Source organism: Nitrospira sp. CMX1 (assembly GCF_054902215.1).
Map to the genome: position 1 here is coordinate 71,697 of NZ_JBUBKD010000033.1, position 23,308 is coordinate 95,004.

At 54.4% G+C, this 23,308-nt stretch carries 24 protein-coding genes; 23 read left to right on the forward strand and 1 reads right to left on the reverse strand.

All coding sequences use genetic code 11. The features are described 5' to 3' along the window. Positions 1-108: 108 nt before the first annotated feature. The 10 genes from radA to ACYX34_RS09230 all read left to right on the forward strand — a co-directional run bounded on the left by radA (position 109) and on the right by ACYX34_RS09230 (position 9,632). Positions 109-1,470, forward strand: coding sequence for a DNA repair protein RadA (radA, locus tag ACYX34_RS09185; RefSeq protein WP_462076255.1), 1,362 nt, complete (start codon positions 109-111; stop codon positions 1,468-1,470). A gap of 37 nt (positions 1,471-1,507) precedes the next feature. Next, positions 1,508-2,335 carry a hypothetical protein gene (locus ACYX34_RS09190; RefSeq protein WP_462076256.1) on the forward strand — a complete coding sequence of 276 codons (828 nt, stop codon included), beginning with the start codon at positions 1,508-1,510 and terminating at the stop codon, positions 2,333-2,335. Between the two features lie 6 nt (positions 2,336-2,341). Next, a complete protein-coding gene (gene tsaB / locus ACYX34_RS09195) occupies positions 2,342-3,121 on the forward strand; it encodes a tRNA (adenosine(37)-N6)-threonylcarbamoyltransferase complex dimerization subunit type 1 TsaB (protein WP_462076257.1) in 780 nt (259 codons plus the stop codon). Beyond that, positions 3,118-3,690 (forward strand): ribosomal protein S18-alanine N-acetyltransferase, encoded by a 573-nt coding sequence (gene rimI / locus ACYX34_RS09200; RefSeq protein ID WP_462076258.1) that lies wholly within the window; start codon positions 3,118-3,120, stop codon positions 3,688-3,690. The genes tsaB and rimI overlap by 4 nt, the downstream gene beginning before the upstream one ends. 16 nt (positions 3,691-3,706) lie before the next feature. After that, positions 3,707-3,946: a DUF465 domain-containing protein gene (locus ACYX34_RS09205; protein ID WP_462076259.1), complete on the forward strand. Its 240-nt coding sequence runs from the start codon at positions 3,707-3,709 to the stop codon at positions 3,944-3,946. A gap of 339 nt (positions 3,947-4,285) precedes the next feature. Next, a complete protein-coding gene (tatC, locus tag ACYX34_RS09210; RefSeq protein ID WP_462076260.1) occupies positions 4,286-5,062 on the forward strand; it encodes a twin-arginine translocase subunit TatC in 777 nt (258 codons plus the stop codon). Continuing rightward, entirely contained in the window at positions 5,059-6,153 is a 1,095-nt protein-coding gene (locus tag ACYX34_RS09215; RefSeq protein ID WP_462076261.1) for a hypothetical protein, read from the forward strand. Before tatC ends, ACYX34_RS09215 begins: the two co-directional genes overlap by 4 nt. A gap of 20 nt (positions 6,154-6,173) precedes the next feature. Beyond that, positions 6,174-6,686 carry a peptidylprolyl isomerase gene (locus ACYX34_RS09220; RefSeq protein ID WP_462076262.1) on the forward strand — a complete coding sequence of 171 codons (513 nt, stop codon included), beginning with the start codon at positions 6,174-6,176 and terminating at the stop codon, positions 6,684-6,686. Positions 6,687-6,713: 27 nt separating this feature from the next. Continuing rightward, positions 6,714-7,481 (forward strand): hypothetical protein, encoded by a 768-nt coding sequence (locus ACYX34_RS09225; protein WP_462076263.1) that lies wholly within the window; start codon positions 6,714-6,716, stop codon positions 7,479-7,481. A gap of 795 nt (positions 7,482-8,276) precedes the next feature. Then, positions 8,277-9,632 (forward strand): FAD-dependent oxidoreductase, encoded by a 1,356-nt coding sequence (locus ACYX34_RS09230; RefSeq protein WP_462076264.1) that lies wholly within the window; start codon positions 8,277-8,279, stop codon positions 9,630-9,632. A 24-nt stretch (positions 9,633-9,656) separates the two neighbouring features. On the opposite strand, the gene ACYX34_RS09235 is transcribed toward ACYX34_RS09230, so the two are convergent. Beyond that, positions 9,657-10,517 carry an NAD(+)/NADH kinase gene (locus tag ACYX34_RS09235; protein WP_462076265.1) on the reverse strand — a complete coding sequence of 287 codons (861 nt, stop codon included), beginning with the start codon at positions 10,515-10,517 and terminating at the stop codon, positions 9,657-9,659. Positions 10,518-10,915: 398 nt separating this feature from the next. Between ACYX34_RS09235 and ACYX34_RS09240 the strand changes: the two genes are divergently transcribed. The 13 genes from ACYX34_RS09240 to ACYX34_RS09300 all read left to right on the forward strand — a co-directional run. Next, a complete protein-coding gene (locus tag ACYX34_RS09240) occupies positions 10,916-13,342 on the forward strand; it encodes an ATP-dependent Clp protease ATP-binding subunit (protein ID WP_462076266.1) in 2,427 nt (808 codons plus the stop codon). Positions 13,343-13,452: 110 nt separating this feature from the next. Then, positions 13,453-14,574, forward strand: coding sequence for a tRNA (adenosine(37)-N6)-threonylcarbamoyltransferase complex transferase subunit TsaD (gene tsaD / locus ACYX34_RS09245; protein WP_462076281.1), 1,122 nt, complete (start codon positions 13,453-13,455; stop codon positions 14,572-14,574). Between the two features lie 112 nt (positions 14,575-14,686). Next, positions 14,687-16,261 carry a GTPase HflX gene (hflX, locus tag ACYX34_RS09250; protein WP_462076267.1) on the forward strand — a complete coding sequence of 525 codons (1,575 nt, stop codon included), beginning with the start codon at positions 14,687-14,689 and terminating at the stop codon, positions 16,259-16,261. 21 nt (positions 16,262-16,282) lie between these two features. Then, positions 16,283-16,948 carry an endonuclease III gene (gene nth, locus ACYX34_RS09255; RefSeq protein WP_462076268.1) on the forward strand — a complete coding sequence of 222 codons (666 nt, stop codon included), beginning with the start codon at positions 16,283-16,285 and terminating at the stop codon, positions 16,946-16,948. Next, on the forward strand, positions 16,945-17,823 hold the full coding sequence (locus tag ACYX34_RS09260) for a YicC/YloC family endoribonuclease (protein WP_462076269.1): 879 nt from the start codon (positions 16,945-16,947) through the stop codon (positions 17,821-17,823). The genes nth and ACYX34_RS09260 overlap by 4 nt, the downstream gene beginning before the upstream one ends. After that, positions 17,820-18,506: a guanylate kinase gene (gene gmk / locus ACYX34_RS09265; protein ID WP_462076270.1), complete on the forward strand. Its 687-nt coding sequence runs from the start codon at positions 17,820-17,822 to the stop codon at positions 18,504-18,506. The genes ACYX34_RS09260 and gmk overlap by 4 nt, the downstream gene beginning before the upstream one ends. A gap of 43 nt (positions 18,507-18,549) precedes the next feature. After that, a complete protein-coding gene (locus tag ACYX34_RS09270; protein ID WP_462076271.1) occupies positions 18,550-18,909 on the forward strand; it encodes a DNA-directed RNA polymerase subunit omega in 360 nt (119 codons plus the stop codon). Then, positions 18,910-20,157 (forward strand): bifunctional phosphopantothenoylcysteine decarboxylase/phosphopantothenate--cysteine ligase CoaBC, encoded by a 1,248-nt coding sequence (gene coaBC / locus ACYX34_RS09275; RefSeq protein WP_462076272.1) that lies wholly within the window; start codon positions 18,910-18,912, stop codon positions 20,155-20,157. It abuts the gene before it with no gap. A gap of 8 nt (positions 20,158-20,165) precedes the next feature. Then, positions 20,166-20,909: a tetratricopeptide repeat protein gene (locus ACYX34_RS09280; RefSeq protein ID WP_462076273.1), complete on the forward strand. Its 744-nt coding sequence runs from the start codon at positions 20,166-20,168 to the stop codon at positions 20,907-20,909. A 94-nt stretch (positions 20,910-21,003) separates the two neighbouring features. Further along, a complete protein-coding gene (gene aroQ / locus ACYX34_RS09285) occupies positions 21,004-21,504 on the forward strand; it encodes a type II 3-dehydroquinate dehydratase (protein WP_462076274.1) in 501 nt (166 codons plus the stop codon). Between the two features lie 48 nt (positions 21,505-21,552). Beyond that, positions 21,553-22,113 carry an elongation factor P gene (gene efp / locus ACYX34_RS09290; RefSeq protein WP_462076275.1) on the forward strand — a complete coding sequence of 187 codons (561 nt, stop codon included), beginning with the start codon at positions 21,553-21,555 and terminating at the stop codon, positions 22,111-22,113. After that, positions 22,110-22,664: an acetyl-CoA carboxylase biotin carboxyl carrier protein gene (gene accB, locus ACYX34_RS09295; protein WP_462076276.1), complete on the forward strand. Its 555-nt coding sequence runs from the start codon at positions 22,110-22,112 to the stop codon at positions 22,662-22,664. The genes efp and accB overlap by 4 nt, the downstream gene beginning before the upstream one ends. Before the next feature lie 43 nt (positions 22,665-22,707). Further along, positions 22,708-23,308: biotin carboxylase N-terminal domain-containing protein (locus ACYX34_RS09300; protein ID WP_462076277.1), on the forward strand; the 601-nt coding region annotated here is incomplete at its 3' end.

Sequence of the window (23,308 nt, forward strand, 5' to 3'; positions counted from 1 at the left end):
GTTCTGATCGAGAGCACGATGTCATGATGCAGGGCTGGTCCTTTCCTTCCCATTCTCCATCCATTAAGATAGCTCTGTTGGGTGGTTGTTCCCTGTGAGGATCCATCGTTGAAATCGAAGGTTGTCTTCTCCTGCCAGGCTTGTGGCCATCAATCGCCACGGTGGCTCGGTCGCTGTCCGGACTGCGGCGGCTGGAATACGATGAAAGAGGAGCGGCAAGCAGCGACCGGCAAGGGTCGGCCTGCTGACTTGAAAACGGCTCAAGCCAAGGCCACACCTCTTGCAGAGATCGAGGTCGTCGGCGAGGACCGTCGGTTGACCAAGATCGGCGAGTTTGATCGAGTCTTGGGTGGTGGTGTGATTCCCGGCGCGGTCATCTTAATCGGTGGTGATCCTGGCATCGGGAAGACCACGTTGTTGCTCCAGGCCTTGCCGCGGTTGGCGACGAAGGACGCTCCGGTCCTCTATGTCTCAGGGGAGGAATCGCCACGGCAAATCAAAATGCGGGGACAGCGATTGGGGATCGAACATCCGCATCTGTTGATTCTGGCTGAAACGTCACTCGAACTGATCTTGAAGTCGGTTCAGGACGTGCGGCCTGTTGCGGTGGTCGTCGATTCCATTCAGACGGTGTACACAGAACAGATCACGTCTGCTCCCGGCAGCATCAGTCAAGTGCAAGAGGTGGCTGGGCAACTGATGTGGTTTGCGAAGCGCGCCGGCGTACCGGTCTTCATCATCGGCCATGTCACGAAGGACGGGGCGATCGCCGGGCCTCGGCTCTTGGAACATATCGTGGATACGGTGTTGTATTTTGAAGGTGACAAGGGACATAGCTATCGAATTCTCCGCGCCGTGAAGAATCGTTTTGGGTCGACGAACGAAATTGGTGTGTTTGAGATGAAAGACACCGGGCTCGAAGAGGTGAACAATCCATCGGAGTTGTTCTTGGCCGAGCGCCCACAGCGAAGTGCGGGATCGGTGGTGGTGTCGAGCCTTGAGGGGACCAGGCCGATTCTGGTTGAGCTGCAGGCTCTGGTGTCGTCCACGAGCTATGCGATGCCGAAGCGGATGGCGAACGGGGTGGAATTGAATCGCGTCTCCCTGTTGTTGGCGGTGATGGAGAAACGGTTGGGCGTGCATCTCTCCGGACAGGATGTCTATGTGAATGTCGTGGGCGGCATGCACATCGACGAGCCGGCTATCGATATGGGGATTGTGGCAGCGGTCGCCTCCAGCTTGCGGGATATTCCCGTAGAGCCCGGGTTTTTGATGTTGGGCGAGATTGGTCTCGGCGGGGAGGTCCGTGCGGTCAGCCAGGCTGAAGCACGCATCCGTGAAGCCGCAAAGATGGGATTCAAACGCTGCCTCTTGCCTGAGCGAAATCTGACGAAGCTGGATCCCATTGAGGGCATGGAGCTGGTTGGGATTCAAGAGGTCAGAGAGGCGCTCGACGTGGTCTTAGCGTAGTCTGTTGATTGGAGAGAAGCAGTCATCACCGATGATTATGATGCGTCTACTCGTTGTCGTGCTCCTTGGGCCGCTGGTCTTGCTGTCCGGCTGCGCAGTGCTTGGTCCTAAGGAAGAAGTCCCGCTCAAACGAGTCACGGTTGAGGACTTAACCGTGTTGTTGCGCCAACGTGATGCCGCAGTCCATTCAATGAAAGGGTTGTTCAGTGCCAAGGTGCGGGGCGGGCTCATTCCAATCCTTTCCCGCGTCGAGGGAACGGTCTATTATCGGCGGCCGAATGCCTTGAGGCTGAAAGGTTTTACTCCGTTCGGAGGTGAGCTGTTTGACTTCGTCCAAGCCGATGAGTGGTATAAACTTCGGCTCCCATTGGAAGGGAAAGTGTATACCGGTGATCAAGCCGACCTCAAGGACCAGGGGAGCCTCGCTCGCTTTTCCCAGCTGAGTGCGTGGGCTATCGGAGGCCTGTTCGGCGCGAATGCGCTTGCGAGAGATGAGACCGCCAAGCTGGTGTTGGAGAAGGGGCTGTATCGTCTTGATGTGTACGGGGTGGCACGTGGGGTAGGTCACTCGTCTCGGTCACTGCTTCGCCGTCTCTGGTTTGATCGCCGGTTGTTGGTGGTGCAGGAGGATCGGCTTGGTGAGGGCGGGGAGATCGAGGCCACGATTCACTACGATGATTTTAGGCCACTCGATGCCGGAGGTGCCGCGTCGTCGCAGACTCTAGCCGATGCCGATACTCGGTTGCTACGTCCGTTCAAGATTTCTCTTGAGGATGGACGTGGCCAAGGAGCCGTGCAGGTCACCTTCCATGAACTGCACCAGAATCAGGCGATCACAGCGGAAGACTTAGGTCAGACTCTATAGCTGTCAATGAAGATCCTTGCGGTTGAAACGGCCACCACGTGGCAGAGTGTGGCGATTCTCGATGAGAACGGGGTCATTGCTCAGCATGACCAGGAGGCTGGCGTGGCCCATGGCACCTTACTTTTACCGACTATTGACCGCCTCCTTATACAAGCTCGAGTGCCACTTCATGAACTGACAGGGCTGGTCTGTTCATCTGGACCTGGTTCGTTTACGGGCATTCGAGTTGGTCTCGCCACCTGCCTCGGCCTACGGGCTGCAACAGGACTTCCCCTCGTCCTTGTCCCGACATTGGAGGCGATGGCCTGGAATGTGGATACCACGATATCGATTTGTCCCCTGTTGCCTAGCCGCCGGGGGGAAGTGTATTGGGCTATCTTTCGCCGAGGTGTGGATGGGCGGGTCGATCGTGTGTTAGGTGAACAGGTTGGAACGGAACAAGCCTTTGTTCAAAGTCTTCATGAGCCTACAGTGGTCATTGGAGCGGGATGGGGGACGATGGCACCTAAGACTCACGAGCTCCTATTGAAATCGAGCACAGTGACGGTGGGATCGGAACAGTTCTTTACACCGTCGGCCGTCTCCGTTGCTCGTAGTGGGATGGCTCGGCTTCGACGGGGGGAGGTTGCGGGGGAGGCCGTCGTTCCCCTCTATGTCCAGCGGGCTGAGGCAGAAATCCAATATGAACGCTCGGGAGGGATTTCACCGGTGGTGCGGCGTCAACGCCGTGTTGAACGAAAGACGGCAGAGCGATTGGCACGAGGTCGGAGACGGTCAGGAGTGTGATTGCGCTGCGTGGTGGGAGAACGATGTTGGATCTGCACATTCTTCCAGCGACACCGGACAGGTTGCCAGAGATTGTGTTGTTAGAAGAGGCTTGCTTCTCGGCGCCTTGGACGCGCAAAATGTTGGAAGCTGAATTGACGGGCAATCCTTTCGCACATTTTCTCGTCGCGTTGCGCCAAGATCCGTCAAGGAGAGAGGCAGAATCGGAGATTCTCGGGTATCATTGTTTTTGGATTGTCTTTGAAGAACTGCGGCTGATGAATGTGGCAGTGCGAGGGTCGATGCGGAGGCAAGGAGTTGGACGTGCGCTTGTGATGGAGGCTTGTCGCCTCGGGGTTGAACAGGCAGCCACTCGGGCCATCCTTGAAGTCAGAGCCTCGAACGAGGCTGCACGGTCATTGTACACGCAGCTGGGGTTTGTTCAGGTCGGCAAGCGTCCTCAGTATTATACCCATCCCACCGAAGACGCGCTCTTAATGGAAATGAATCCACTTGTGTTGCCAGGTTCCTGGCAGCCAGATCGAACATGCCGCACAGGAGGTGCACCACTGTTGCCAGATTCACTCTAACCAGAGGAGGTGTCGTATGTTGACAGAAGATGCGATCATGGAACAGCTTCGCCACACCAACACCGAATTTCGAGAGCTGGAACAGTCTCACCATCGCCTGGATCTTGAACTCAACGAGCTGCAAAGACGTCATGTGCTGACACCGAACGAAGAGATTGAAAAAAAACGGCTTCAGAAAGAAAAGTTAGTCAAGAAAGACAAGCTGGCAGAGATCATTCGCCTCTATCGTGAGCAACGATTGGAGCCAGCGCGGTAATCAGCCGCTTGCTAGCCCGCATGATGCATGAACGCTTCTGCTGAAATCTTCGATGGGCTACAGAGACAAGCCTGGCCGTGGGTTTGCTGCGGCCGGGCCAGCTGGCCAGCCCTTGTGGCCGAGACGGACTGTTTCATGTATGCCGTGGTTCCTCGGGGTTTCGTATGACCATCTCACGGAGCATCTTGGTTGTGTGCCCCTCGCCGCCTCAATATCGCTCTCGGTCGAACCTGCGTGGGGTTGAAGGCTCGAGGGTGCTCGGACGCTGAGTTGGTCGATGGAGCACGAGTCGTCATGAATCATGGGGGCTAGGGAGATTTAGGACCCTTGGCCAGGCTTATGCAGCACGCCGTTCATCCACTTGCCCTTCATATTCAAGCCGTCAAACGTCGATTGCTCATTATCGGGGCGACGATCGTGGGTTCATTGGTGCTCACGTTCACGTTTTCGTCGGACATGGTGGCTTGGCTCAATCGTCCGTTCCCGAATCAGCTGGCATTTTATGGGCCGACGGAAGCGCTCTTTGCTTCAATCAAGGTCTCATTGTTAGCGGCGGTGATTCTGAGTCTCCCGGTCATTTTCTACCAATGTTGGAAGTTTATCGAGCCGGCGCTGTTGCCGACGGAACAACGCTGGGCCATCCCTCTCTTCATGATAGCCGGCGGGTTGTTCGCATTAGGGTTGGTGTTTTGCAACATAGTCATTCTGCCGCTCGTGATCGAGTGGTTTGTGAGTTTCGGGTTGGACCGTGACATTACCCCACAACTCAGTGTGGGGACCTATATTGATTTCAACGTGAAGTTCTTACTGATCTTCGGGTGTGCGTTTGAATTGCCATTGGTCATGACGCTTGCGGCTCTGACGGGACTCGCGTCAGCTCACACGTTTGCCCGGTACCGTAAACATGCCATCTTGCTCTGTCTCATCATCTCAGCGGTTGTGACACCCGATGCGACACTCTTTACGATGCTGCTGATGGCCGTTCCCTTGATGGTGCTGTATGAGGTTGGGATTCTCGGGGCGCGCCTGTTTGGCCGGAATCCGACTCCCAGTGACGTTGATCTGCCGCTTGATCCGGACCTGCCGATTAACACTGCGGGAACGAGGGTACGATGATGGCTCAATTCGTTAATGTTTGGCGGACTGCTTTTCTTGCAGTTGCCATGCTCGTGGGTGATGGTGTCCTGCATTTCATGGGAGAAGCGGCCGCTTACGCGCAGGATCCGCCGTTTTCCGTAGCGATACCAGTGGCAGATCCTTCATCATCGCCGAACCCTTTCGGCCAATCTGTTGCGAGTGTGCAGGCTCTCGTGATGGACAGCCATGGTGCCATCTATGCGGGGTCATTTGGTCATGGCATCTTTCGTAGTACTGATCGAGGTTCAACTTGGGTTCGAGTGGGAGGAGGAGTGACCGATCCGTTTATCTTGAGTCTGTCCTCCACGAAGGATGGCCAGGTCTATGCTGGTACGTTTCGCGGAGGGGTGTTTCGTTCGCGTGACGACGGCAACTCGTGGCAGCCGGTCAGCACCGGGCTCAAGCGGCTGGAGGTGAAGGCCTTACTGGCAGTCGATCAGGAACTGTTCGCCGGAACCGGCGACGGTGTCTATCGTTTGCGGCATTCCGACGATCATTGGATTCCCGTGACGACGGGATTGGACGATGTGTTGGTCCATGCCCTCGCTCGCTCGGCGGATGGGACGCTCTTCGCCGGGACATCGGGGAAAGGCGTAGTTCGCTTCAGCCCTCGTTCATCAGGATGGGTGCGGATGCATCATGGTTTGAAAGATCATGAAGGGATGATCGAAAACTTCATCCGCGTGCTCGTCATCGATCACGAGCAACACCTTGTTGCTGGAACCTTCGATGGCGGTGTCTTTCGTAGTGGTGACGGTGGACAGACCTGGCGACCGATCAGTCGGGCGTTGCCCAATGATTCCATCCGCGGTATTGTGTCGAGCGATCGGAGTTTGGTCGTGGCGACGGGGAACGGAATTTTCAAGACAGTGGATCAAGGGAAGCAATGGATTCCGGTGAATAAGGGACTGACCAATCAGGCTATCCAGGTGTTGATCGGGTCCAAAGAAACAGGACTGTATGCCGGAACCAGTTCCGGAGTGTTCCGCAGCGACGATGGGAGTTCATGGATTGCCGTGAACGAAGGGTTGGAGGCTGGAGTTGCGCCACCCCCGTTTCTCTTTCGATAACCTTAGAAAGGATACTTCGAATGGCTGAGATAGGTGACGAGGTACGAGCGACGATTGCTGTGACGAGCAAGGGGCAGCCGGTAGGCGACATTGTGCTCAAGTTTTTTTCCGATGTGGCACCAGGGCATGTCACGAACTTTCTCAAGCTTTCCAAAGAGGGGTTTTACAATGGGACGACGTTCCACCGAGTGATCCCCGGATTTATGATTCAAGGGGGAGACCCCAACAGCAAGAGCTCCGATCGCTCCTCACATGGCATGGGTGGGCCAGGGTATAAAGTGAAAGCGGAGTTCAACAGCACACCTCATAAACGAGGGATCGTATCCATGGCCCGAGCCAATGATCCCGACAGTGCCGGGTCACAGTTCTTTATCTGTGTCGCGGACGCAAACTTCCTCGACTGGCAATATACCGTATTCGGGGAGGTGGTGAGCGGCATGGACGTGGCCGACAAGATAGTCGGTATGAAACGTGATGGAAGAGACAATCCATTGGAGCGTGCTGAGATGACTATCACGATCAGTGAGGGTTGATCAGGAAAGGGGGGAGGGGAAGAAGGGGTGAACGGTAGGAAGATACAAGATCGAAAGCCAGACAAATTTCTATTGGTGATAACGTTGCTGCTGACCCTTTCCCCCGTACTGTTGGTCGGCTGTGCGGTGCCACACATCCCGTCACGGATTATTTACGAAGATCCTGTGAACTATGTGCGGCTAGAAGAAGATGCGGATGTTCTCGCTGAATGGCCACCGACTCACCATGCGCACCCATTTCTCATCGAGTCGGGTACGATACGGACAATTTTGACAGGGATGAAGGTGCAGGAACATCGGACCGCACTACAACGGTGGTTCCTTGGTGAGTCTCCGCTGGTTCCGGCGTTCACGGATGAGGAGATCACGCTTCTGTCAGCTCAATTGGCGGGAGCATTGGCGGAAGCCACCTATCAAGAGCGTGTCACGTTTTATCTCAGTCAGCCGCAGACGTTTGCACGGCGCATCATTACGACGGGTGGATTGTATATCCATGGAAGGGAGTTGCATTTTCTTCTGGGGAACTGGAGGATCATGTATGGTATTCCAGCCTACGGCATGATCTACGATCGCCGTTATCCCATGAGGCCGACTGCGGCCAAAGGTGTTGACTTGCTCTTTCAGCCGGCCGATGCGGTTATTCCCTTGCGAAACAGCCTGATCGATGGGATTTTTGCGAACGCCAAAGATGAGCTGGTTATTGACTTAACCAAACTCGAACCCCCTGAGCCGGTGACCCACCTCATGAGGCGCTGTGCGGACTCTCCGACGCTTTGCTCATGGGAGCCTAGCTGATTCCTTCTGCCCGTGATAACACCGAACCCCCTTGAATCATCGAGCAAAGGAAGAGAGGTTGACGTAGGCATTGCCGCAGCAAGAGGCCAGTCGCCTGTGGGCGTTCCAGGTTGGGTTCTCCCGCCGGAGATGTAGCGACTGTCAATGTCCAAGTCGACTACGTGGCTGCGGTGGCCCAAACGGGGGAGAATCTACGGCACATAGCCGAATTCACAATATTTCGAATGATAATAATATCGGTCACGAGATATTGGCCGATTGCAGTAACAAGTGCTTTAAGATTGGCACGTTCATTAGTAGGTTTGGAAGGATTACCACAATGGACTCGTCAAGCATGAAGGGTGAGGTCGGCATGAGCTGCTGGTTCCCCTCCACTTGAGAATATCCCGGATCATGTTTCATCGCCGAGGCGCTGCTGCTGATCGCACCACGAGTGCCGTTGACTCTTGGGGTAATGTGGCGTTCTGCCTATTCAAAATCCGGTACAAGGTACGCTTCGTCGAAGTGCAGGTGCTGATGGACCTGTCTATCCAGAGCGAGAGATTAAGTATCAGAGATCTTGGGTAACTAGGAAGCAGGACAGAAACGGATACCGCCTGCGGTTTGCAGGATCTCCAGTAGAAGTATGCGCAGTGTCGTCGAGTGGCGAGAGCCGTGCAAGTGAAGGGAATGGGTGCCTTTTTCATGAAGTGGTCAACACTCTTCCCGTTTTGACAGTGCGGGAATCGCTATGGTAAAGTCCGCGAGTTGTTGATAATCAAGGCTTTTCACGTACATTTTGAAGGACGATTGAATATGAGTGGATCGCAGTCACATGTGGTTATCGTCGCAGGAGCGGGACCGGCTGGTATGGCCGTAGCGGCTGCCCTTTCAAAAGTCGGGCACGAGGTGATCATTCTGAATCGTGACATAAAATTTGGCGGCTTGGCTGAGTATGGGATCTTCCCATCGAAGTTGAAACTCCGCGGCGGCCTGAAGAAACAGTACTGGGATCTCCTCCAACAGAAGAACGTCCACTATTTGGGGAATGTCACGATTGGGAACGGCAAGGACCTCACGGTTAAAGAGGTGTGTGGACTAGGGGCAAGCGCGGTTGTCTTTACGATCGGTGCTCAGGGGACTAAAGCCATTGGTGTGGAAGGGGATTCCGCACAAGGCGTGTTTCACGCAAAAGATGTCGTCTATCACTTCAATCGACTTCCCGGCTATGGGGATCGCCCGTTTGACATGGGAAAACACGTTGCAGTGATCGGGGCTGGCGACGTGATGGTGGATATTGCCCACTGGCTGACTCGCTATAAACAGGTCGAACGTGTCACGGCGATCGTGAGGCGGGGACCGGTCGAGCGAAAGTATAATCCGAAAGAGATTCGAAGTATCTGCGCCAATATGGATATTGAGGGAATCAATGCTGAGTTTGCCCGCATCAAGGACCGCCTTGCCAAGGTCGGGCAGAATCCGGATGAGGTATTGAAGGCATTCACTGATGAATTTACGAAGTGTGAGCCCAAGGTGTCAGAGACAAAGATGGGTTTTCGGTTCCTTGCCTCTCCGAAAAGGATTCTCGTTGATGGCAACAATCGGGTACGCGGACTCGAAATGGAAGACAATCGGCTCGATCCCAAGGGAGAGGACACGGTCGCTGTTGGCTTAAAAGCCTATTATGAGTTTCCTTGCGATTCAGTGGTATTTGCGGTTGGCGATAAGGTTGATGAGACGGTTGGTCTGCCCTATAAGAGCGGAGTGTTTACTACCAATCCCAATAAGACCGGAAATGATCCTGATGATGCTCTGTTCCAGGCGTATGATGAATCGACCGGCGAGGTGATGGAAGGGGTATTTTTGGCAGGTTGGGCTCGAAAAGCCAGTGAAGGTCTTGTTGGGGTTGCGAAGCGCGATGGAGATTGGTGTGCGGAGGTGGTTGAACGGTACTTGGGAGCAACGGTTAGTAATGGGGGAGATGTGAACATCGTACTAGACCGCTTGCACACGCGGCTCAAGCAACGGCAGAGCCGTCCAGTTGACATCAATGGGTTGCGAGCACTGGATGCGGTCGAGCGCTCTTTTTCGGGGAAGACCGACTGTATCGGTGAGTTTAAGTTTTCGGCTAATCAGGACATGCTGAAGCATATCGAACCGACGAGTAGTTGAGGCCGGTGGGCTGCTATCTCACCCTCAACTATGTCCCCATTTGAGCTTCTCTCGTAACACCTCATAGTAGTGGCTTTCGGGAAATCTGATGAGCTGAGTTCGGTTCTCTGAAGCCTGGATGACCGCGGTGTCGCCCTGTGTCATGGCTACGCCCACTTGCCCATCTAACGTTGCCATCGATCCATCATCCTTACTGGTCAGAGTCACTTCGATGATGGCAGTGCTCGGCACGATCAATGGGCGATGGGTTAAGGTGTGTGGACAGATTGGCGTCAGGATAAATGCTTTAAGGGCTGGGTTCATGATCGGCCCCCCGGCCGAGAGGGAATAAGCGGTAGAGCCGGTCGGTGTGCCAATGATCAGACCGTCCCCTCGCAGGTTCGTGACGAATTGCCCCCCAATTGCGATGTGCAGTTCAATCATTCGAGCCAATGTGCCCTTGCTAATGACCACGTCGTTGAGCACAACACCTTGTGCCACCGTTTCTCCATGCCGGTGGATATGTGTGGTGAGCATTAGTCGTTCATCAAGGGTGAAATCGTTGGCGAAGACTCGTTCAAGAGACGGATAGAGGTTATCCAGTCTGACCTCCGTCAAGAATCCGAGCCCTCCCATATTGACACCCAGGATCGGAATGCTTCGTTCAGCCGCAAGTCGCGCAGCGCTGAGAATGGTTCCGTCCCCTCCCAGGACCAATAGAACATCCGCCTTTTGAGCCAGTTGAGTTTTAGGAATTCCGCCTGGTTCGTTTAATAGTAGTGCGGAGGTCGTGTCGAGTAAGACATCGATGTGACGGTCACGAAGCCAGGCCACCACGCCAAGCAGCGTGGTCTTTACTTCGGGAAACTTTGGCTTTGTCAGGATCCCGATACTTTTACTTTTCATGAATGCCACGCATATAGTTGGACGGATGAGGGTGGTGATTGTATCGGGATGCGTAATTTTGTGTCAATGAAAAGGCCGTTGGGCTTCCTGTGTCGCTTTGCAAGAGGGTTTTTGAACAGTCCCTTCGTGCTATCAGCCCAAATAGCGCAATGACTGTGCAGATCCTGAATAGCACAAGGGGCACGTTTTTGCCGAGCCGTCATCCTGTATGGCCGTTGGGCCCTCTTGTGGTCTACTCCATAAAGAGACGCCGGAACTCATAAGCTAGGGCCTTGCTTCACCGTCTCGTTCTCCGCTCAATCTTGACTCTCAAACATACTGTGGTTAGAATCACAACAAGGTTTTTCAAGGGTTTGCTTGAATGCGGCCAGGGTCCCACTCACCGAGAAGGAGGCAGGATGTTCGAACGATTTACGGATAAAGGTCGGAAGATCATCATCCTTGCGCGTGAGGAGGCAGAGCGGCACCAGAATGACTATCTGGGTACCGAACATCTGGTCTTGGCGATCCTTCGTGAGTCCGACGGGATTGCCCTCATGATCCTGAAGAAGATGGGATTGTCGACCGAGCAGATTCGACTGGAGATTGAACGCAATCTGCCCGGTGGCGGGACAACGATGACGTTTGGGGAGATCCCCTTTAGCCCACGAGTCAAGAAGGTTATTGAATATGGGGTTGAGGAGGCACGTTTGCTTGGCCACAACCACATTGGGAGTGAACACTTGCTCCTTGGGCTGTTGCGTGAAGAAGAAGGGATTGGAGGCAAGATTCTTCGAAGCCTGGGGGCAAATCTTCTGACCGCTCGTCAGCTGACGGTGACGTTTTTGCGGAAGTCTGCTCCCCGTGAACGTGATCGGAAAAGCAATACTCCGGCGTTGGATGAGTTCGGCCGTGACCTGACCCAATTGGCCCAAGAAGGTCAACTGGATCCTGTGATTGGTCGAGCTGACGAAATTGAGCGGGTCTTACAGATTCTCAGTCGGCGAAGCAAGAACAATCCAGTTCTCATTGGCGAGTCTGGGGTCGGAAAGACAGCCATTGTCGAGGGGCTTGCCCAACGAATCATCCAGTCTGAGGTGCCCGACAACCTGCTCTCGCGTCGAGTTATTGCGTTAGACCTTGGGTCGCTTGTCGCAGGGACGAAATACCGCGGACAGTTTGAAGAGCGCTTGAAAGTTGTCATGAAAGAAATCGTTCAGGCCGGTAACATCATTATCTTTATCGACGAACTTCATACCCTGGTGGGAGCAGGAGCGGCTGAGGGTTCGATTGATGCATCGAATATGTTGAAGCCCGCGCTCTCGCGCGGGGAAATTCAGTGCATCGGTGCGACGACGTTGGATGAGTATCGTAAGCACATCGAAAAAGATGGGGCATTGAAGCGAAGGTTCCAGCCGATTTACGTTCAGCCACCGAACATGGATGAAACCGTCCGCATTATTCAAGGGCTCCGTGATCGATATGAGGAACACCATGGAGTGGAGATTACAGAGGATGCGATCGTGGAGGCCGTCAAGTTATCCGATCGATACATTACCGATCGGTTCTTGCCCGATAAGGCGATCGACCTGATTGATGAAACTGGATCACGCGCCAAGCTGCAGACCTACGCGCTTCCTTCAGAATTGAAAGCCATGGAGCAAGAGCTCAAGAAGGTTGCACGTGAGAAAGAGCTCTCAATTTCCATGCAGAATTTCGAGGAAGCAGTTCGGCATCGCGAAGAAGAGGAGCGACTCCGCAAGCTCCTCGATGAATCCAAACGAGAGTGGAAAAAGAACCAAGAAAAAAACAAGCCTGTGATTGGGAAGGAAGACGTCGCCTACGTTGTCTCAAAGATGACCGGTATTCCACTCTTCAAGCTGGAAGAGGAGGAGTCGAACAAGCTCCTGAGAATGGAAGAGTTCCTTCACAAGAGGGTGGTCGGTCAAAACGAGGCGATCTCAGCCGTTGCCAGAGCGATTCGTCGTTCGCGAGCCGGTTTGAAGGAGACGAAGAAACCGATTGGCTCCTTCATTTTCCTTGGCCCGACAGGGGTTGGGAAGACGGAGCTTGCAAGGACATTAGCCGAGTTTTTGTTCAACAGCGAAGATGCTCTGATTCGCGTTGATATGTCCGAATACCAAGAGAAGTTCACCAGCTCTCGGCTTTTTGGTGCCCCTCCTGGCTATGTGGGATATGAGGAGGGAGGTCAGCTCACGGAAAAAGTTCGTCGTCGGCCTTATTCAGTCGTTTTGTTTGATGAAATCGAGAAAGCGCATCCCGATGTGTTTAATGTGCTGCTCCAAGTATTGGATGACGGGGTTCTGACCGACAGCCTCGGACGAAAAGTCGATTTTAAGAATACGGTGGTCATCATGACGTCCAACATTGGGACGAAGATGATCCAGAAAGGTGTGTCGCTTGGGTTCCAGAGTACGGAAGGCGAAGCCGCACGTCGGAAAAAGGAAGAGGTGCTCGGAGAGCTTCGCAAGTCGTTCAGTCCAGAGTTTTTGAATCGAATCGATGAAATCGTTATTTTCCATCAACTTGAGAAAGAGCAGCTCTACAATATCCTGGATATTCTACTCCGCGAGTTGAATCTGCGGCTGGTTGACAAAGGGATTGAGATTGAGGTTGATGATGAAGTTAAGCAATGGCTCATTAAAGAAGGGTATGAGCCACTCTATGGGGCAAGACCGATGCGGAGGGCCATCCAACGTGCCATCGGCGATCCCCTGTCTGATGAACTGATCAGAGGACGCTTCAAGGAAAGCCGCAAGGTCAAGGTCGTCTTGCGAGACGGGGCCCCGGCTTTTATCGAGCAGGAGGCGATGGCTGGAGTGTAGTGCTCTTTTGTGGTCATCCAGGGATTGAATACAATGGGTATGGCCTCTGCAGCATCTGGCTGCAGAGGCCATTTTGTTTCAACAGGGCGTGACGGTTTCCTCGTCGCATGATGGGTGTTCATTCGGCAGCACAGACAAATTTGAAGCAGACGGTCTGGAAATCAGGTCCGGTTCTCGGCATTGAATCCTCCTGCGATGAAACAGCCGCTGCAGTCCTCGGTGCTGACGGGACGGTGCTTTCCAACATTATCTCGTCGCAACAGGACGTTCACGAGAAATTCGGCGGAGTCGTTCCGGAATTGGCGGCCCGGGCTCATCTTGGAACAATCGACCTAGTTGTGACTCACGCGTTGCGAGAGGCTCAGGTTGCGAAGGGTGATCTCCGGGCCGTCGCGGTCACTCAAGGACCGGGGTTGGCAGGGGCGTTGCTGGTCGGGGTGAACTATGCAAAAGCCTTAAGTTATGGACTGGGTATTCCTCTCATTGGAGTCAACCATTTGCAGGGTCATATTGCGTCCGCATGGTTGGCTGATCCGACCTTTCCCCTTCCCTGTATTGTCCTGGTCGTATCGGGAGGACATACGCACCTCTATCGTCGTGAAACGGACGGGGCGTGTGTTCTGCTTGGGTGCACTCGTGATGATGCAGCCGGTGAAGCGTTTGATAAGGGAGCTCAGATGCTTGGTCTTGGCTATCCTGGTGGACCGGAGATTGATCGGGTTGCCCGAGCAGGAGATCCGCAGGCCATCCCGTTTCCGCGGTTTCATCGGACGAAGCACAGCCTTGAGTTTAGCTTCAGCGGTCTCAAGACATCGTTATTATACAAGTTGCGCGGAATGGCGGATCCGCTCAAGCCTGAGCAAATTGCCGATCTTGCGGCTGGCTATCAAGAGGCGATTATACAGGTTTTGGTCATAAAGTCCTTGGCGGCGTTGAAGCAGGCGAATCTATCTGCGCTTGCTGTGGTAGGTGGTGTATCAGCGAACTCGCGATTACGTGCGGTGTTGAGTGAACGAGCAGAGCGTTGGAAGATCCGACTATCACTTCCTCCGACGGAGTTCTGCACGGACAATGCGGCTATGATTGCGTCGGCAGGACGGCAGCGGCTGATGTGCGGAGAACCATGCCCTGCAGATCTTGACATTGATCCGATGAATGAGGCGGTGACATTTAGCGGGACTAGCCCGGCCACTATGGGCTTCCTGAAACAGAAGGAGAATCGCGATCTCTGATATCCGTGGTCATATTGCGGGGATTCGTGCGAGCCAGCTCGCTGCGCTCGAACGACTCTACCGTCGTCGCGTTACACATGACACGATCCTTTCGTCGGACCTCGCCAAGGTAATGGGGCAACTGACGCTTGAACTGCGTCGACCAATCGGTGTGCTGCTGACACGGCGTGGGCAGGTTCAGGAAGTGATCGTGGGAACGGAGTTGACGCTCTCTTCTGCGACGCTTACCTTGTTCCGTACCGGAAGTCGAGCGCTTCGTGGGTTGCGATTTATTCGGACGCAATTGCAGGATCAGCCATTGAGCCAGGAAGTGCTCACCGACCTCGCCTTCTTGCGCCTTGATCTGGTTGGCGTCCTCAGTGTCGCCGCCGACGGCCAGCTGGGGCAGTTGTACCTCGCAAATTTACTGCCTCCCAATGCTGCCGCGCAACTGTTCAAGGTGTGGCGATCGATTCCATTCCACAGTGTCAGGGTGGCGTTCGACGAGTTCATTCAGGATCTCGAAGCAGAACTGCAGCAGGCTTGTGCGCAATATGCGGTGGCACACGGAAAGGAGTCGGCCATCCTTGTCAGCGCGTCGGTGAAAAGCCGAGCGGAGCAGGAGGAGCGGCTGACTGAATTGGCGGAGTTGGCGGCATCGGCCGATGTCACGGTGATCGATCGCATGGCCCAACGAACGTCGGATGGACATCAGCGATATCTGTTGGGAAGCGGAAAAATGAAAGCTGTCTTGATTCAGACCCTTCATCGTGGAGCTGACATGGTCATCTTTGACCAAACGCTCTCGCCAGCCCAACTGCGGGCCATTTCGGAAATGACGGATATCAAGGTCATTGATCGCACGCAACTGATTTTGGACATTTTTGCTCGTCGTGCTCATAGTCGTGAAGGGAAGATTCAGGTCGAGTTAGCACAACTTCGCTATCTCTTGCCGCGTTTGTCAGGACGTGGCACCCAGTTGTCGCGTTTGGGAGGCGGCATCGGCACGCGGGGGCCAGGTGAATCGAAACTCGAGACGGATCGTCGACGAGTCCGGGAGCGGATCACGCATTTAGAACGGGAATTGGCAAGGTTCGCACGGCATCAAGATCGGCGCCGATCCCGCCGCGGGCGATATGGGCTCCCGGTGATTTCGTTGGTGGGCTATACCAATGCTGGAAAGTCGACCCTGCTCAACGTTCTGACTAAGAGTCATGTCTCAGCACAAAACCGACTGTTTGAAACTCTTGATACAACAAGCCGACGATTGCGATTCCCTGAAGACCGTGAAGTCATCATGACAGACACCGTGGGGTTTATTCGCGATCTTCCTCAGGAATTGGTCGGCGCGTTTCGGACGACGCTGGATGAGCTTCGCGAGGCGGATCTCCTGCTCCATGTCGTTGACGTGAGTGCCGCGGATATTGATGTGCAGATCACCGCTGTGGAGGCCATCTTGGAGGAGCTTAAATTGATGGTGATTCCTAGGGTGCTTGTGTTCAATAAGTGTGACCAGGCGTTGCCGCAACAGGTGGACTGGCTCTGCCGGCGGTACGGAGCCATTGGGATTTCTGCGTTTCAGCCCGCCTCGCTTCGTCCTCTGCTGACTCAACTGGAGTTGCACGTGAACGCACTGTTGCCCGCCAATGACCAAACAGCACAGGCACTTCAGGGAGATGATGAGGTGGCTCTTGCAACGTATCAGTAAGCGCTGCACAATCGAACATCCATGAGATCACCCAATCGCGGAAGGACCGGATCTGTGTCGGGCCGTGCAGCGAAGATCGCGGTACAACTTCGTCAGACCGTACCGGTGGTAAGGATAGAGTTAACGCACCGTTCGCCATGGGAGCTGCTGGTGGCGACGATTCTTTCTGCACAGTGCACAGATCAGCGGGTGAACCAAGTGACACCGGCGCTGTTTCAGCGCTATCCAACTCCACAGTCCATGGCAAGGTCGGAGAAGACCGATCTGGAGAGGCTGATTAAACCGACGGGTTTTTACAAAAGTAAGGCAAACAACTTGGTCGGCTGTGCACAGGCTGTCTCAACCCGATTTGGTGGTCAGGTGCCGAGCACGATGGACGAGCTGACGTCAATTCCTGGTGTCGGACGGAAGACGGCGAACGTGCTTCTCGGAGGAGTGTTTGGAAAGCCCGGAGTCGTTGTTGATACCCATGTAAAGCGTACAGCGAACCGTTTAGCCCTGAGTTGCTCGCAAAATCCTGAGCAAATTGAGCGTGATCTTCAGGCTCTCTATCCCCAAGTGGAGTGGACCAATATTTCACAGCGCCTGTTGCTTCACGGACGATATGTGTGTCTTGCGCGGAAGCCTCGTTGTGGCGCCTGTGCGCTCTACGATCTCTGTGAGTGGGAAGGAAAATTGACGAGATGATTAAAAGTATGACTGGGTTTGGTCGATGCCAGGGGACCTGTGCCGGAGCGACCGTCACGATTGAGGTGCGATCAGTCAACCATCGCTTCTTGGAAACCTCCATTCGTTTGCCAAAATCAATGGGGAGGCTGGAGGAAGTCTTTAAAAAATCCGTCCAACGGCATTGTGCCCGTGGCCGAGTCGATCTCACCGTGGTGCTTCAGGGGGGGCAGGGGACCGGGCGGTTGCCTCAACTTGACGAGAACTTGGCGAAGCACTACCATCAGGCTCTTCGAACCCTCCAACGTACATTGAAGCTGAAAGGATCGATCGACATCGCCCTGATGGCTGGATTTCGTGACGTCATTGTGCTGTCCGATCAGACAACTGATGATCCAAAACTCCTCAAATTTGTTGAACGGTTGGGAGCGAAAGCGGTATCGGACATGGTCACCATGCGCAAGAAGGAGGGCGGGCTTCTTGCGAAGGATATGCTGGGTCGATTGGCTTGTGTGCGGACATGCAAAACGACGATTGCCAACCGTACCACATCTGTCGCACAGGAAGCCTTTGATCGGATGAAGCGTCGTGTGGAAAAATTGATTGGGGATGTCGTTCCGGATCTCCCTCGACTGAATCAGGAGCTCGCCATCTACGCCGACCGGTGTGACATTACGGAAGAATTGGTCAGATTGGACGCGCATATGATACAGTTTGAGAAGGCTGTTCAGCACAGTGAGCCAGTTGGAAAGACGCTGGACTTTCTTCTACAGGAGATGGGACGGGAAGTGAATACGATTGGCTCTAAGGCGAATGATGCTGTGGTTGCCGCGGAAGTTGTTCGAATGAAAGCAGAATTGGAACGTGTGCGTGAGCAGGTGCAGAACGTCGAATGAGTAGCCCGTCGACCACACGCCATCTGTCCTCCAGCCGGCTGCCTGCTTCAGGGCGTCGGGGTATTTTGTATATCGTGTCAGCCCCTTCAGGGGCTGGGAAAACGACTTTATGTAAACAGATTGTGACTTCGATATCCGGGGTCTGGCATTCCATATCGGCGACGACAAGAGAGCCTCGTCCTGGTGAAGAACATGGACGAGAGTACTTCTTCATTGAAGAACCACTATTCCACGACATGGTGGCTCGCGATGAGTTTTTGGAATATGCCCATGTCTATGGCCACTGGTATGGAACCCCTCGGAGTCCCCTTATGGATAAGATTGAGCAGGGCGTTGATGTCTTGCTTGAAATTGACGTGCAGGGCGCACTCCAGATCAAGAAAAGATTTGTCGATGCGGTGTCGATCTTTATCTTGCCGCCATCAATGGATATTCTCCGCGCCAGATTGCAGGGCCGCGCTTCGGATTCTCAGGAGGAAATCCTGCGCCGACTCCGCAAAGTGAAAGAAGAAGTCTGGTGTGCTCGTGAATATTCGTACATCGTGCAAAACGACGATCTTACGCAGTCTCTTCGTGAGTTGCAGAGCATTTTCCAGGCCGAACGTCTTAAGACTCAGCGGATGGACATGCAGTGGCTTGAGCAGAGTTTCGTCGACGAGACGGATGCAGCACCGGCAGATTGAGGATTGGTACTCACATTTTATCGCCAAGGGAGAGAGATCTATTATGATCGACATGCTGAATTTGTTACCGCAGTACACGTCCAACGAATTTGACTCCAGACACCGATTGGTGATCGTTGCCTCGCAGAGGGCCAAGCACTTGACCCAGGGCGCCAGGCCTAGTGGACCCTCTCGTTTTACGAGGGAAACGACCGTTGCGCTGGATGAGGTCTTGAAAGGGCAAGTGAAGTATCTCATCGGCAAGGAAGCGCGCGATGCGATGAAGGAAGCCAAGCGTGGGAAGGAAGGTGAGACGGAGCGTATCGCGATGATGACCGGGGAAGATGCTCGGGAAATCAAGAAAGAACTCAGTGTGTACGTTGATGATACGACTCAGCCGACGGCAGCTCCGACCGAGGAGTAGATGGTGGACGACGCGAGGTCCTTCGCGGCTCTTGCTGGCAAGCACCTGGTGCTCGGGGTGACCGGGAGTATTGCCGTCTATAAAGCGGTCGGCGTGCTTCGCGCGTTGCGGGATCAAGGGGCGACCGTGTCGGTTGTCATGACGAGGGGAGCGACAAAATTTATGACGCCGCTGACCTTTGAAGTACTGTCAGGTCATCGGGTTGTCACCGATCTTTTTGACGCTCATGCAGTCATGCCGCATCTGACGCTCGCAGAGAATGCCGATGCAGTCCTGGTGGCTCCGGCAACGGCGAATTTTTTGGCGAAGGCGGCGCTTGGCCTTGCGGATGACGTCTTGACCACGATGCTACTGAATACGCGATGTCCTGTCATTGTGGCTCCCGCGATGGACGGCGACATGTGGATCCATCCCACAGTCATGCAACATGTCGATATGCTGCGAGCGCGCGGGACGGTCGTACTTGATCCGGAAATTGGACCACTCGCATCAGGTCGGGTCGCACAGGGGAGACTCCCAACGGAAGCGAAAGTTCTGGAGGCAGTCCGTGCTGTGTTACGTCCGCAGGCCGATTGGCAGGGGCAGCGTGTATTGGTATCCGCGGGGCCAACCCAAGAGCCGATCGATCCAGTGCGATTTCTTTCCAACCGTTCGTCCGGGAAAATGGGGTATGCCATCGCAGAAGCGGCACGTGCTCGTGGGGGGGACGTGGTGTTAGTCACGGGACCTTCCGCATTAGTGCCTCCCTCAGGAGTCACCACCGTTCACGTGACAACCGCGAAGGAGATGGCCGAGGCGTTGTCTCAGCACTTTTCTTCCTGCACGGTCCTGATCATGGCGGCGGCTGTTGCGGATTTTCGTCCACGGGTGACTGTTTCAGAAAAGTTAAAAAAACAGGGGAGGTCTGAGCTTGAGCTTGCGCTCGAAGCGACGCCAGACATCCTTGCGATGCTCTCCGCGAAGCGCACGTCACAGGTTGTGGTCGGGTTTGCAGCAGAAACAGAACAAGTGCTGTCTCATGCCAAGGAGAAGCTAAAAGGAAAGGGATTGGATCTCATCGTCGCCAATGATGTGACGCAACCCGGTGGTGGATTCGGCAGTGATGACAATGCGGCGGTGATTCTATCCGCTACAGGCGAGCAGCGAGTGTGTGGCTTGATGCCCAAGCGACGGTTGGCGGACGAGATTCTGAATGCGGTGCGGGATTTGTGCTTGATGGCGCCACGTGGGGCGTCCCTTGTGGAGTAATCTTCATTATGGCTTCTGGTTCTAAGAAGACGGGCAACGCTGCCGAGATTGACCGGCTGGCTTTGGCGCTCGCCAAAGAGCCAGGATCCAAAGTCTTCATCCCTCTGGCCGAAGAGTATGGGAAAGTCGGCCGTTGGGAAGAAGCCGTGGTGGTGCTGGAGGATGGTCTGAAAACCTATCCCGGTTTCATTACGGCTATGGTGGCGTTAGGGCGTGCCTATGAGCACGTGAACCAACCGGTGAAGGCAAAGGCCATTCTTGAAGAGGCCATAAAAGTCAGCCCTGACAATCTCCGTGCGCATCGAACATTGGCTAAACTCTATGCCGCCCAGGGGGCCAAAGATGCCGCTATCCGCTCCTGTAACGTGATCTTATCGGTGAACCCACAAGATCAAGAAGCCTTGGCCCTGCGGGCGAGTCTTGATCACGCGGTAGCGCAGGAACGTGCTCAGGCTTCGAACCACCCTCCAGTGGAACTCAAGAGGCCTCAGTCTGATTGTCCTGGTGGAGAGCCGATATTCTCAGTCGTGGGACGTGCGGCTCAAGTTACAGAGAAGGGTGATGACTGTAAGGCCCCAGCCCTAATGGACTTAGCCGAATACGTTGAGCCAGGAGCTGCCGTTCTGTCCCTTAGTCCTCAAAGTACAAGCAGGTCGTCCGTTGCGCGACTTGAGCAGTGGCTTCACTTGATCCAATCGCGCCGTCGTGATGTGTCTAGTTCACCTCAATCGACCCGGAAAACTTCTCCGTGACTTCAACGGTTTGACCCTCTGAAAGTAGACTGCTAGAATGCCCCCTCCAGAGTGCGAGTGGCCTTCGTTTGGTATAGAAGGGGGCGGACGCGCCATGCTCCGTATATTGGTTCTGCATGGTCCTAACCTGAATCTGTTGGGCAGCCGCGAACAGTCTATTTATGGGACGATGTCTCTTGAAACGATTGACGCGTCTCTCCGTAGATTGGGCGAAGAATTGGGAGCTGAGCTTGTCATTCGACAATCCAATCATGAAGGAGAGCTGGTGACTTGGATTCAGGAAGCCCGCCGGGATTGTCAGGGCATCATCATCAATCCGGCAGCCTATACTCACACCAGTATCGCGATACGCGATGCGTTGGCGGCAGTCGACCTCCCCACCGTCGAAGTGCATCTGTCAAATATTTATCGGCGGGAAACGTTTCGACAACAGTCCTATGTGTCTGGAGTTGCCGTGGCACAGGTTTCCGGGTTTGGCCCATCCGGCTATTTGTTGGCCCTGCGTGGACTATGCGAGTATGTCACGAAGCCGTTGCCGATAGGTTCCAAGCCAGAACCCTCACCTGCGGTTAGAAGCAGGATCGGCCTGACCTGAGTCGATTTGTAGACGAAGAGAGTTTCTTCTCATCGAAGGGAGTTCAGAGTGATTTCCACGGTTGATTTTCGTGGCGGTGTTCGTTTGATGGTCGAAGGAGAACCTTTCTATATTGTTGAATTTCAGCACGTCAAGCCTGGAAAGGGTGGGGCATTTGTACGGACGAAGTTGAAGAGCTACTTATCAGGAAATGTATTGGATCGCACATTTCGATCAGGAGAGCGATTTGAAGAGCCTGATCTGGAAGAGCGGGATATGCAGTTTCTCTATGCGGCCGGCGATGCCTATACACTCATGGACACAGAGACCTATGAGCAACTGACATTTGAAAAGCAGCAATTGGGAGAGAATGCCGATCTGTTGAAAGAAAACATGGTCGTCAAGATTCTCATCTATGAGCATCGCCCGATTGCAGTGGAGTTGCCGAACTTTATTGAACTCAAGGTCGTCGATGCGGAACCTGGTGTGCGAGGAGATACGGCGTCGGGAGGGACAAAACCGGCCGTCGTGGAAACAGGTGCCACGATTAAGGTGCCGCTCTATCTCGAAGTTGGTACCGTGATTCGAATCGATACTCGTACGCGATCCTATGTGGAGCGTGTTCGGTGAGTGGCCGTCGGTCAAAACCTAAAACGCGTCGCATCGTGTTACCGGAGGGGCAGAGGCGGCCGCTTGGTGAGGCCGCGCCACCTGTCGGCTCCAGCAAACACCTCCAGGAACTGATTGATCTGCTTCGTCGCAACAACCTGACCGAACTGGAGCTTGAGCACCAAGGTGTTCGGATACGCCTGCGGCACGAGCTCATGGCTAAGACTCCTGTGGTGGTTCATCAGGAGTCGGTTCCGGCCATTCCTCAGCAACCGTCGCATGCCGTCTCCTCTACGACGCCGGTGCCGGAAGGAACCGCCGGCTTTGTCACGGTGACCTCACCGATCGTGGGGACGTTTTATCGCTCTCCTTCTCCCGATGCCGATTCTTACGTAGACGAAGGTGATTTTATCAAGAAGGGGCAAGTGCTTTGCATCGTGGAGGCGATGAAACTCATGAATGAGATCGAGTCTGAAATAGACGGCCGGGTCGTGAAGATCTTAGTGGAGAACACGAAGTCGGTTGAATATGGTCAAGCCCTGTTCCTCATCGATCCCAAAGTCACCCCATAGGTCATTCTCACGGTGAGTCTCTCCATCGTGTCGGAGCCAAGACGTGTTTAAAAAAGTTCTGATTGCCAATCGTGGAGAAATTGCGCTGCGAGTGATTCGCGCCTGTCGGGAGCTTGGCATTCACACGGTCGCGATTCATTCCGAAGCTGACGCGCTTGCGATGCATGTGCGGGCGGCCGATGAGAAAGTCTGTGTCGGACCGGCTGATTCCGCGCTCAGTTATCGGAACATTCCCAACGTCCTGAGCGCGGCGGAGATTACCGGAGTCGATGCGATTCATCCGGGGTATGGGTTTCTCTCGGAGAACGCCCATTTTGCGGAAGTGTGTGAATCCATCGGGATTAAGTTCATCGGACCCAGTTCGGAAAATATCGCCATGATGGGGGACAAAGCGAGGGCACGAGAGATCGTGGCTAAGCGAGGTCTTCCCGTGACGCCGGGGAGCCCCGGTGAAGTGCGGAGTGAAGAAGAGGCATTACAAGCTGCACAGAAGATCGGGTTTCCGGTCATCATCAAAGCGACGGCCGGCGGGGGTGGTCGTGGGATGCGTGTCGTCAATCGGGCTGAGGACTTGGGCCGAGCCTTTCAGGCCGCTCAAGCTGAGGCCAAATCGACGTTCGGGAACGACGGCGTGTATCTTGAAC